Source organism: Pseudomonas neustonica (genome assembly GCF_003797945.1).
Lineage (GTDB): Bacteria > Pseudomonadota > Gammaproteobacteria > Pseudomonadales > Pseudomonadaceae > Halopseudomonas > Halopseudomonas neustonica.
Genome location: NZ_RKKU01000002.1, coordinates 17418 through 28885, shown reverse-complemented (window position 1 = coordinate 28885; position 11468 = coordinate 17418). Strand labels below are relative to the sequence as shown.

Genomic DNA, 11468 nt, shown 5'->3' with positions numbered 1-11468 from the left:
TGGTTTCTTGTTTATTGCCTTTTTTTTGTCTTTTGAGCACTATGTCACGATTCTAATATTGTGTTGATATCAGATGATGCTGTTCAAACATGGAGGTAAGCTTGAAACTTAAAAATAGACTTTTGCCGTTCAGCTTTGTGGCTGGTTTGTGTTTGCCGATGGTCGGCTTTGCTGAGCCGGGCCCGGTTGATCCGAGTATGAATCCGTTCGTGACTGTTGAATACGGCGGCAGCACCTATAGCATCACCTATCTGAATACGTCGTACACGGATAGCCCCGACATTCTGAGTGCCCAGCCTTGGTGGGGCAACTCCAGCCTGTCCTATGCTCTTGCCGGACTAGTGGGGCAAGCAGGGAACCTGGATACTTTTTTGCTCTTTGCGTATGGCATTCAGGACGACAGCGTCTCAATAACCTACCTTCCTGGCGGATCTGGTTCTGTAGAAGATTGTCCAAATGGATGCCCTAGAGTTGTCGATGTCTATAATTACGCCATCCTCAACGAGCTGATAACGCAGGCATCCATGGCCAATAGCCTGCAATCAACCTCGCAAGGTTTAAGCTCGCTCAATAGCGGCCTGAATATGATGATCAATGGCGCTCACAGTCGTCCGTTGTCGCGTATGGTTGCGCCGGGCAAGAGCACCTTCTGGGCGGCGGGTGACTGGGGTACTGATGAGCATGGCCAGCGTTCCGGCTCCGCTGGGCTGGCGGAAGTGGGGGTTGGCCATAACTACGGGAGCGTTCAGCTTAATGCGTCACTGGGTCAAACCTGGGCGCGGCAAGACTTGAGCAGCAATGGCCGTGCCGAAAGTGACGGCCAGTATCTGTTGGTAGAAGGGATAGTCCCGGTCTCTTCAGAGCAAAACCTGTTCGCGACCCTGGGTGCCTTTGGTCACTGGGGCGAGATAGACATGCGTCGTGGCTACATCAGCGCCAGCGCGCTGGATTCATCAAAGGGTAATGCCGATAGTCAAACCTGGGGCCTGCGGGCACGTTTGGACTGGGTCGATGCGCTGTCGCTGGGTAATACCGGAATCAGCCCCTACGCGGATCTGAGCTATACCCACTCAAAGCTTGATGGTTACACCGAGAAAGGCGGTGCGAATCCGGCCAGTTTTGATAGTCGGACAGACCGCTATACCGAAGCGCGCCTGGGCTTTGGCACAGAAACACCGCTGAGCTGGTGGTCTGGCTATAACCTGGTTGCCAATCTTGAGGCGGCGCATCGGTTTGAAGATCGCAGCGCCGGCGTCAGCGGCAATGTGAATGGACTCTTCACTTTCAACCTGCCCGGCGAAGATTACCAGAACGATTGGTTGAAGGCCGGTGTTGGTATCGAAGGTTTGCTGGGCGACGGCAAGGCCTCGCTGATGCTGAACGGCACCACCGATAGCGACCAACCTGACATGTGGGTTGCGGCGAGCTACCAGTTGTCCTTCTGATAGCGCTTGCAGATAACCTGATACGGCGTCCGATGGCGCCGTGACGGTGTGCTTTACCATGCTCCGGTTCAGGCCGGAGTCATTGGCACTTCGTTTGTCCCCTGCTGTTTTCTCATCCCGTCTTCCGCCTTTCTTCTCCCTTGTCTGTGCTGGTGCTTATCGGCCGCATTGTCCTGCCCGCTCAATCACATGGCGCAGGCTGTCAAAGTCGATGTTGGCGCCCGAGTTGATGGCAACCAGCACCTGATCCGTGATCTCTTCGCGTGCGACGTAGGCTTTTAGCCCGGCAACCGCCAGTGCGCCAGAGGGTTCGGTGATGGATCGGGTGTCGTCGTAAATGTCGCGCACCGCGGCGCAGATGTCGTCGTTGCTGACAGTAATCACTTCATCCACGTAGTGGCGGCAGAGCGCAAAGTTGTGTTCCCCCACCTGCGCCACGGCGACGCCGTCAGCGAAACGTCCGATCTTGGGTAGCACCACGCGACTGCCCGCCGCCAGCGCCGCTTGCAGGCAGTTGGACTCCTCCGATTCGACGCCGATGATGCGGATCTCGGGGCGCAGATACTTCACGTAGGCGGCGATACCGGCAATCAGACCGCCGCCGCCCACGGGTACAAAGATGGCGTCGAGCTGGCCGCCCTGCTGACGCAGCACTTCCATGCCGACGGTGCCCTGCCCGGCGATCACATCTGGGTCATCGAACGGCGGCACGAAGGTGTAGCCGTGCTCTTCGGCCAGTTGCAATGCACGGGTCAGTGCCTCGGGGAAGGCTTCGCCGTGCAGCAGCGCAGTGGCGCCCCGTGAGCGCACACCCTCTATCTTGAGTGCGGGCGTGGTGGTGGGCATGACAATCAGCGCCTTGATGCCAAGTTTCTGCGCCGCCAACGCCAGGCCCTGGGCGTGGTTGCCGGCGGAGGCAGTGATAACCCCCCGTGCTCTGGCCTCGGGACTTAAGCGCGCGACGCGGGTATAGGCACCGCGGATCTTGAAAGAGAACACGGGTTGCAGGTCTTCGCGCTTGAGCAATACCTGATTGCCCAGTTGGGCTGAAAGGCTCTGGGCGGGCTGCAACGGGGTTTCGATGGCGACGTCGTAAACCGGAGCCGACAGAATGCTGGCAACCTGCTGCTTGAGTCTGGCTTGCAGCAGGGAGGGACAATCAGCGGACGCAACGCGCACGTCAACCGGGAGTGCGGGTTGCCTGTCGTCGTCTGCGCTTTGTGCGCTATCGAGGGGGGATGCTGCGGTTGTCATACTGTCTCCTGACGCTTTTTTACCTCAAAGACAGTACAAAAAACCCGCCTCGGAGGCGGGTTTGGGTGCGCACGTAGCTAGCCCGCCGATATGGGAATGGCGGTAATAATCATTCGAGCTGTCAGTGCGCGTGTGCAGTTCATGTCATCGAATCTAGCGGCTGTGCTGGTAGCGGTCAACCTCTTATTCTTTCGGGGCGCTGGGATCAAGCAAGTCTTCGCTCCCGCGCTTACGCTGGTCTGCTGCGATCTGCTCGTCGAGATCGGCCTGAACGCGGGTATCCACTGTGCTGGTTATGTTTTCCTGCAGCGGCACTGTTGGTGCGGTGCTACTCGGTTTGGCGGGCGCGCCCCGTTCGCTGAGTTGCACGCGGTAGATGGGTTCAGGCATATCCATCTCGGCGGCTTCCAGGGCCAGTTTGACCAGGCGGATACCCTCACTCTTGACGCTGGCAAAGTCGTGACTGCGCTGGTCCACCCAGGCTTGATAGCGAATCTGTACGTTGGAGTCGCCCAGCGCGGTGATATAGGCGCGCGGCGGCGGGGTATCCATCACGCCCTCCAGTTCGATGAGGACCTCGACGCCAATCTGCTGGGCGCGTACCAGATCTTCGTTGACGCCGATACCAACATCAAAGGCAAAGCGGCGGCTGGGGTTGCGGGTGTAGTTGAGCATGACACTGCTGAACACCAAGGCGTTGGGGATGCGCAGGTGATTGCCGTCCAGCGTCATAAGAATGGTCGCCCGCGAGGTCAGCGCGACCACAATGCCTTCATTGCCATCAATGGTGACATGATCCTTTGGCGAAAAGGGTTGCCTCAGGCTCATGAGAATACCGGCCAGATAGTTCTCCATGGTGCTCTTGAAGGCGAAGCCGAGCGCCACCCCCATGACCCCGGCGGTGCCTAGTACCGCACCAACCAGTGCGGTGGCATTCATGACTTCCAGTGCGATCAGGATACCGATCAGGCTGATGACCCAACGTATGGTGGTGCGGGTCAGGTCACGCAGGAAAGGGTTGCGCTGGGCGACGCGGTCGAGCACCTGCCGGCGGGCTAGCCAGCTACCCAGGAGCCAGAACACCGCGACCACCACGAGCGCGAGTAGAAACAGCGGTAGCGCCGCCAGCAGGCTGTAACACTCTTCCAGCAGACGCTGCAGTACGGCGTCCATATTGAATGTCAGGGTGTCTGGCATGCGCGCTTCCTCTGCGGTGCGGTGGTGTGGCGGGGATCAGTCATCCCGGGTTAGAACCTCCAGTAGTTCGATTTCAAACTGCAGATCGCTGTTGGCTTTGATGTGCTCACCTACTGATCGTTCCCCGTAGGCCAGGTGCGCGGGTACTGACAAGCGTCGCTTGCCGCCGACCCGCATGCCCATCAGGCCCTGATCCCACCCCTTGATCACCCGGCCGGTACCGATCACACACTGGAAGGGCTTGCCGCGCTGGTGTGACGAGTCGAATACGCTGCCGTCCTCCAACCACCCGGTGTAGTGGGTGGTGATGAGTGCGCCTTTGACGCACTCCTTGCCTTCGCCAACACAGAGGTCGGTTATCGTCAGTTCGTTACTCATGGCCGTTTCCCGAATGCAGTCCTTAGTCAGTCGGCCGTTTTGGCAACGGCGCGCATAGGGAGTATAAACAGCTCTGGAGTCGATGTTGTGATTGATGCGATACAGGAGTCTTTGTGGATCACCGGAACGATAGATCGATAGCGCCGCTGCGTTGCAGCTGGTGTGGCGACGACCCTTTATATCAGCAGTACCACGATCACGAATGGGGTGTGCCCTGTCGAGATGCGCAGAAGCTGTTCGAGATGCTCCTGCTGGAGGGCTTTCAGGCCGGACTGTCGTGGATTACGGTGCTGCGCAAGCGCGCGCACTATCGGCTTATTTATCGCGGTTTTGATGCCGGGTTTATGGCGAACCAGACGGATACCGAGTTGCAGGAGCTGCTGCAGGATGCGGGCATCATTCGCAATCGGCTGAAAGTTTATGGCGCGCGACGCAATGCCCAGGCCTGGTTGGTACTGAGTGAGCAGCACGACCCGGTTGAGTGGCTCTGGCAGTTTGTCGGCGGTACACCCCAGATCAACCATTTGGCCAGCCTGCGCGATGCACCTACCAGTACGCTGGCGGCAGAGGCCATGAGCAAGGCACTGAAAAAGGCCGGGTTTACCTTCGTGGGGCCGACTATCTGTTATGCCTTCATGCAGGCCACCGGTATGGTGATGGATCACGTGACCGAGTGCTTTCGCTACAATGCTTTGCGCGGGGCAGACTAGCCTCGCTCGCTCTGTCGCCTTGGGCGACTTACAATATTGCTTTCATTTTTGCTTGGAGCGTTGCAGTGGAGCGGTTGAAAGGCGCATTCATTATTGGATTTCTCAAGCTCTTTGCCCTGTTGCCATTTTCGGCTGCGCAGGGACTGGGGGCCTTTGTTGGCTGGCTGATGTGGATCTTGCCCAACCGTTCGCGGGATGTCACCCGGATCAACCTCAGCCACTGTATGCCAGAGCTGAGTGAGCCGGAGCTCAATGCGCTGGTGCGGCGGACGCTACTCGACACCGGGCGTAGCATGGCAGAAAGTGCCTGCGCCTGGATGTGGTCGCCGAGCAAAACCATCGGTTTGATTAAAGAGGTAGAAGGTGAGCACCTTTTGGCCGAAGCCCTGGCCGCTGGCAAGGGCGTGGTAGGTATTACCAGCCACCTGGGTAACTGGGAGGTACTCAACCACTGGTACTGCTCGCGGGCCAAACCAGTCATTTTCTATCGACCGCCAAAGCAGAAGGCCGTCGATGAGTTACTGCAGCGTCAGCGCACGCAACTGGGCAATAAGGTCGCGGCCTCGACCCGTGAAGGTATTATCAGCGTGATGCGTGAAGTGCGGCGCGGTGGCGCGGTGGGAATTCCTGCCGACCCGGAGCCAGCAGTCAAAAGTGGCGTTTTTGTGCCCTTCTTTGCCACCCAGGCATTGACCAGTAAATTTGTCCCAAACCTGTTGAAAGGTAACGATGCCAGGGCAATCTTCTTCCACTGCCTGCGCCTGCCGGACAACAGCGGCTTCAAGGTGATTCTCGAAGAAGCGCCCGCGGCACTCTATAGTGGTGATGAATATGAGGCGGTCGCCTGCATGAGCGCGGTTATTGAAGGTTATGTTCGGCGCTGGCCCAGCCAGTACATGTGGAGCATGAAACGGTTCAAGAAACGCCCGCCGGGCGAAAAAAGATGGTATTAAGTCATAGCTTGAGCTGAGCGACGCGCAGACATACACGCAACCACACCGTAAAGGGCCCGGTTGGGAAAACCCGAACGCGATGTATCAGGGGGTCATGGATTGAGTAACCAGCGGCAGCACCCGCGCACGCCGATGCGGGCGCAGATTAAAATTTGGCACGACAGCTTCGGTGAACTGCTGGCGTATACCAAGGACCTGTCAGATGGGGGCGTCTTTGTTGAGCATGTGAATATGACGGCTTTGCAGCCGGGTGACGAGGTTACCGGTCAGGTGCAAGGTATGCCCTTCGAAGCTCCGGTGCTGCGTATGGTGGTGCAGCGCATCGTCGCTGGCGAAGGCGCTGGTATGCAGTTTCTCGACGAAGCCTGAGGCAGCCAGCGCCTAGCGGCGCCAGAACATGGGAGTGAGCAGCACCAGCAGGGTAAACACTTCGAGCCGCCCGAGCAGCATGGCGAAGGTCAATATCCATTTTACCGACGCTTCCAGATTGCCGTAGTGCACCGCCACTTCACCGAGACCTGGGCCCAGGTTGTTGATACAGGCGGTCAGTGCGGAAAAGGCGGTGACAAAGTCCAGCCCGGTGCCGAGCAGCAGCAGAAACAGCATGGCAAAGGTGAAGACGTAGACTGCGCAAAACCCCCAAACTGCTTCTACTACCCGATCAGGCACAGGTTTGTTGCCCAGTTTCACCGGAAACACCCCGTGCGGATGCAGCAGCCGCTTGGTTTCGCGCGAGCCTTGCTTGTACAGCAGCAACACCCGAATAACCTTCATGCCGCCGCCGGTTGAGCCAGCGCAGGCGCCAATGAAACTCGCGTATAGCAGCAGGTAAGGCAGCAAAGTGGGCCAGGTGGAGAAGTCGGTTACGCCAAAGCCGGTGGTCGTTGCGATGGAGACGGTTTCAAAGGCGGCGTAGCGAATTGAGGTCCAGACATCGTGGTGCTGAAAGTGAATCAGCACGGCGGTACAGACCACAAAGAGCCCAAACAAAATCAACACATAGGCCCTGCACTCGGGGTCCTGCCAGTAGTTCTTCAGCGAGCGAAAGCGCCAGGCCAGAAAATGCAGAGCGAAGTTGATGCCGGAGATCAGCATGAACAGGATGCAGATACCCTCGATCAGCGGACTGTTGTAGTAGCCGATGCTGGCGTCATGGGTCGAGAAGCCGCCGATGGCGACCGTCGAGAAGCTGTGACCTATGGCGTTAAACAGGTCCATGCCCGCCGCCCAGTAAGCCAGCGCGCAGGCCAGGGTCAGACCCGCGTAGATGTACCAGAGTACCTTGGCGGTCTCGGCGATACGCGGCGTCAGCTTGTTTTCCTTCAAGGGGCCGGGCATTTCGGCACGGTATAGCTGCATACCGCCCACGCCAAGCATGGGTAGAATCGCCACCGCCAAGACGATGATCCCCATGCCGCCAAACCACTGCAGCTGCTGGCGGTAATACAGCAGAGCGCGGGGCAGTGTATCCAGCCCGGTAATCACGGTGGCGCCCGTGGTCGTCAGGCCGGAGAAAGACTCGAACACAGCATCGGCCACGCTCAGATCGGGCATCTCCAGCAGCCACAATGGCACCGCACCGAACAACCCCAGTACCAGCCAAAAGAGGACGGTAATCAGGTAACCGTCACGGGTACGCAACTCGTTGCGACGACCACGCACGGGCAGCCAGATCAGCGCGCCTGCCACCATGGTGATCAGAAAGCCGCTGAGAAAGGCCTGCATCGCCGGTTCGTTGTAATAGAGACCAACGCCCGCCGCCGGCAACATGCTGGTAGAAAACAGCATCAATAGAATGCCGATGATGCGTTGTATCTGGGGATACTGCATGCAGCTGCTTACCTCAGAAGAATGTCAGGCCGACCTGGAACAGGCGCTCGACATCACGGATGTGTTTTTTATCGATCACAAAGAGGATCACGTGATCGTCTGACTCGATGACCGTAGAGTCGTGGGCGATCAGTACCTCATCATCGCGTACGATCGCGCCGATGGTGGTGCCCGGTGGCAGATCAATCTGGCCGATCGCCTTGCCCACCACCTTGGACGAACGTGCGTCGCCATGGGCTACCGCCTCAATGGCTTCGGCTGCCCCGCGGCGCAGGGAGTAGACATTGACGATGTCGCCGCGGCGCACATGCGTCAGCAGCGTGCCAATGGTGGTTTGCGACGGGGAGATGGCAATGTCGATCTCGCCGCCCTGTACCAGATCGACGTAGGCTGGATTGTTGATCAGCGTCATCACCTTGCGTGCCCCCAGGCGCTTGGCCAGCATCGAGGACATGATGTTGGCCTCGTCATCGTTGGTCACGGCGCAGAAAATATCGACTTCCTCGATGTTTTCTTCAATCAGTAGCTCACGGTCGGAGGCGCTACCGTGCAGCACTATGGCGCGATCAAGATTCTGTGACAGGTAGTCGGCGCGGGCTTTGCTGGCTTCGATGATTTTGACCTGATAACGATTTTCAATCGCCTCGGCGAGGCGTTCACCGATGTTGCCACCGCCCGCGATCACGACCCGCTTGTGGGTTTTCTCGACGCGGCGCAATTCGCTCATGACCGCGCGAATATCCCGCGTGGCGGCGATGAAAAACACCTCGTCATCGGCCTCGATGATGGTATCGCCCTTGGGGATAATGGGGCGGTCCTTGCGGAAGATAGCGGCAACCCGTGTATCCACGCCCGGCATATGCTGACGCAGGAAACGTAGCTCCTGACCAACCAGCGGGCCGCCATAGTAGGCGCGTACCGCGACCAACTGCGCCTTGCCCTCTGCAAAGTCGAGCACCTGCAGTGCGCCGGGGGTTTCGATCAGACGTTTGACGTAATTGGTGACCACCTGTTCCGGGCTGATCAGCACGTCGATAGGCACGGCCTCATTGTGGAAGAGTCCGCCACGCGTGAGGTAAGCGGATTCGCGCACGCGGGCGATCTTGGTCGGTGTGCGGAACAGGGTATAGGCGACCTGACAGGCGATCATGTTGGTTTCGTCGCTACTGGTCACGGCAATCAGCATATCGGCGTCGTCGGCGCCAGCCTGACGCAGAATAGTCGGGAAGGAGCCCTTGCCCTGCACCGTACGGATATCCAGACGATCGCCCAGCTCGCGTAGCCTTACAGCATCGGTGTCGATGACGGTGATGTCGTTGGCTTCACTCGCCAGTTGCGCGGCAAGACTGCCACCGACCTGCCCCGCGCCGAGAATGATGATCTTCATTAAGCAGACTCCTGCCTGGTCGCAGCCGGGCTGGCGGACAGTTTGACCAGCTTGGCCAGATAAAAGCCGTCGTGCCCGTCAGCCTGCGGCAGCAACTGGCGGCCACAGGGTTGTGCAATGCCGTAGTCGGCGGCGATATCCAACGCCCTTGCTCCGGGCTGGCGTGCGAGAAAAGCTTCGATCACCTGGGTATTCTCCTCGGGTAGCACAGAACAGGTGGCATAAACCAGAATTCCGCCGACCGCCAATGTTTGCCACAGTTGGTCCAATATCTCGCCCTGCAGACTGGCCAGTGCGCTGATATCAGCCGCCTTGCGCGTCAACTTGATATCGGGATGGCGGCGAATCACGCCGGTCGCCGAGCAGGGCGCGTCCAGCAGGATACGCTGGAATGGCGTGCCATCCCACCAGTCTGCCAGGTCGCGTGCATCTGCTGCCTTCAGCGTAGCTGTTAACTGCAGGCGCTGGAGATTCTCCGCCACGCGCTTCAGGCGTTGGGGTTCCAGGTCCAGAGCCAGCATTTCGCTTAGCGCTGGCTGCTGCTCCAGCATCTGGCAGGTCTTGCCACCGGGGGCGCAACAGGCGTCGAGTACTCGCTGACCCGGTTGCAGATCCAGCAAGGGCGCAGCCAACTGAGCGGCCTCGTCCTGCACGCTGACCTGGCCTTGGGCAAAGCCCGGTAATTGCAGCACATCGCAGGCTTGCGCTAGCTGAATGCCCAGAGTGCTGAAGTTGCAGGCCGTGGCGGCAATGCCAGCGTTGTGCAAGGCTAGCAGGTAGTCATCGCGGCTGACCTGCTGTTGATTAACGCGCAGGGTCATGGGTGGATGCAGATTGTTGGCGTGGGTGATGGCGTCCAACTGCTCGGGCCAGGCACGCTGCAGTCGTTTGAACAGCCAGCCGGGATGCGATACGCGCTCTGAGGGTGACTGATCGACGATCGCCATTAGCGCTGCACTTTCACGCTGTACGCGGCGCAGAACCGCGTTGAGCATGCCTTTGGCCCAGGGCTTGCCCATCTCGGTAGCGCATTCCACCGTGGCGGCGATGGCGGCGTGAGCTGGCACACGCAGGTAAAGCAGTTGGTAGAGCCCCACCAGCAGTAGCGCCTGCAAGTCCAGGTCGGCTGCCTTCATGGGCTTATTCAGTAGATCGCGGGTCAGCGCATCCAGGCGTGTATACCAACGAGCGGTGCCAAAGGCCAGCTCCTGTACCAGTGCCTGATCACGCGCTGCCACCTCTTTTAGCTGGGTGGGCAAGCTACTGCCCAGTGACGCTTTGCCTGCCATTACCGCCGTGAGTGCGCGGGCAGCCGCCAGACGTGGGCTCACAGACCGTTACTCAACAGCAAGCCGGGAGCAAACTGGTCGCGGCGGGCGTTGTACAGATCACTGAAAGCGAGCGGTTTGCCGCCGGGCAATTGCAGACGGGTCAGCAGTAGTGCCTGTTCGCCGCAGGCAACCAGCAGGCCTTCTTTGCTGCATTTCAGCACTTCACCGGGTTGGCCTTTGCCTTCAGCCGCTTGTGCTGCCCAGATCTTGAGTGGTTTACCGTCCAGGCCGGCATGCGCCAGAGGCCAGGGGTTAAAGGCGCGGATCAGGCAGTCCAGCTCAGTGGCACTGCGTTGCCAATCGATAGCAGCGGCCTGCTTGTTCAGTTTATGCGCGTAGGTAGCGAGCGCATCGTCCTGCACCTCTGCCATGAGGCTACCGGCAGCCAGTCCATCTATCGCTTGCAGTACCGCCGGTGGCCCCAGTTCGGCAAGCCGGTCGTGCAGACTGCCGCCGGTATCGGCGGGGCTGATGGGGGTGGTTACCTTGAGCAGCATGGGGCCGGTATCCAGGCCGGCCTCCATTTGCATGACGGTGACCCCCGACTGGCTATCGCCCGCTTCGATCGCGCGTTGAATGGGCGCAGCACCGCGCCAGCGTGGCAGCAGCGAGGCATGGCTGTTGATACAGCCCAAACGCGGAATATCCAGCACCGCCTGCGGCAGAATCAGCCCGTAGGCGACGACCACCATCAGGTCGGGCTTGAGCGCGGCCAGTTCCTGCTGGGCCTCGGCGCTACGCAGCTTTTCTGGCTGGTATACCGGTAGTGCGTGTTGTTGCGCCAGTTGCTTGACTGCGCTCATCGCCAGTTTGTGGCCGCGCCCCGCTGGCCGGTCCGGCTGGGTATACACGCCGACAATGTTCAGTCCGGCGTCAATCAGGGCTTGCAGGTGTGCTGCAGCGAATTCGGGCGTGCCGGCAAACAGGATGCGCAGTTCAGTCGACTTCATGAGGTTCCGTAAAGAAAAGGCTTGCCGAAGCAA

General features: G+C 59.3%; 10 protein-coding genes and 1 pseudogene. 4 read left to right on the top strand and 7 right to left on the bottom strand.

Going from position 1 to position 11468, the window contains the following annotated elements; all coding sequences use genetic code 11:
- The first annotated feature begins 101 nt into the window (after positions 1–101).
- Positions 102–1445, top strand: a complete 1344-nt coding sequence (locus EF096_RS02410) for an autotransporter outer membrane beta-barrel domain-containing protein (RefSeq protein ID WP_158611227.1) — start codon at positions 102–104, stop codon at positions 1443–1445.
- Between the two features lie 174 nt (positions 1446–1619).
- Here EF096_RS02410 and ilvA read toward each other — a convergent pair.
- The 3 genes and pseudogenes from ilvA to EF096_RS02395 all read right to left on the bottom strand — a co-directional run.
- Positions 1620–2594: pseudogene (gene ilvA, locus EF096_RS02405) on the bottom strand (threonine ammonia-lyase, biosynthetic); the annotation flags it as partial.
- A gap of 288 nt (positions 2595–2882) precedes the next feature.
- Entirely contained in the window at positions 2883–3896 is a 1014-nt protein-coding gene (locus EF096_RS02400; RefSeq protein ID WP_123888021.1) for a mechanosensitive ion channel family protein, read from the bottom strand.
- 36 nt (positions 3897–3932) lie between these two features.
- Positions 3933–4274 carry an FKBP-type peptidyl-prolyl cis-trans isomerase gene (locus tag EF096_RS02395; RefSeq protein ID WP_123888020.1) on the bottom strand — a complete coding sequence of 114 codons (342 nt, stop codon included), beginning with the start codon at positions 4272–4274 and terminating at the stop codon, positions 3933–3935.
- Positions 4275–4387: 113 nt separating this feature from the next.
- On the opposite strand from EF096_RS02395, the gene EF096_RS02390 reads away from it, so the two are divergent.
- From EF096_RS02390 to EF096_RS02380, 3 genes are all read left to right on the top strand, one after another.
- Positions 4388–4984, top strand: a complete 597-nt coding sequence (locus tag EF096_RS02390) for a DNA-3-methyladenine glycosylase I (RefSeq protein WP_235869616.1) — start codon at positions 4388–4390, stop codon at positions 4982–4984.
- 65 nt (positions 4985–5049) lie between these two features.
- A complete protein-coding gene (locus EF096_RS02385; RefSeq protein WP_123888019.1) occupies positions 5050–5937 on the top strand; it encodes a lysophospholipid acyltransferase in 888 nt (295 codons plus the stop codon).
- A gap of 99 nt (positions 5938–6036) precedes the next feature.
- On the top strand, positions 6037–6306 hold the full coding sequence (locus EF096_RS02380) for a PilZ domain-containing protein (protein ID WP_123888018.1): 270 nt from the start codon (positions 6037–6039) through the stop codon (positions 6304–6306).
- A 12-nt stretch (positions 6307–6318) separates the two neighbouring features.
- Here the strand turns inward: EF096_RS02380 and EF096_RS02375 are convergent, their stop codons facing one another.
- Genes EF096_RS02375 through fmt form a run of 4 tightly spaced genes read right to left on the bottom strand, consistent with a single transcriptional unit; the run spans position 6319 to position 11420 of the window.
- Positions 6319–7767 (bottom strand): TrkH family potassium uptake protein, encoded by a 1449-nt coding sequence (locus EF096_RS02375; RefSeq protein WP_123888017.1) that lies wholly within the window; start codon positions 7765–7767, stop codon positions 6319–6321.
- 13 nt (positions 7768–7780) lie between these two features.
- Positions 7781–9154 carry a Trk system potassium transporter TrkA gene (trkA, locus tag EF096_RS02370; RefSeq protein ID WP_123888016.1) on the bottom strand — a complete coding sequence of 458 codons (1374 nt, stop codon included), beginning with the start codon at positions 9152–9154 and terminating at the stop codon, positions 7781–7783.
- Positions 9154–10485, bottom strand: coding sequence for a 16S rRNA (cytosine(967)-C(5))-methyltransferase RsmB (gene rsmB / locus EF096_RS02365; protein WP_123888015.1), 1332 nt, complete (start codon positions 10483–10485; stop codon positions 9154–9156). Before rsmB ends, trkA begins: the two co-directional genes overlap by 1 nt.
- A complete protein-coding gene (gene fmt, locus EF096_RS02360) occupies positions 10482–11420 on the bottom strand; it encodes a methionyl-tRNA formyltransferase (protein WP_177412293.1) in 939 nt (312 codons plus the stop codon). Before fmt ends, rsmB begins: the two co-directional genes overlap by 4 nt.
- Between the last annotated feature and the right edge of the window lie 48 nt (positions 11421–11468).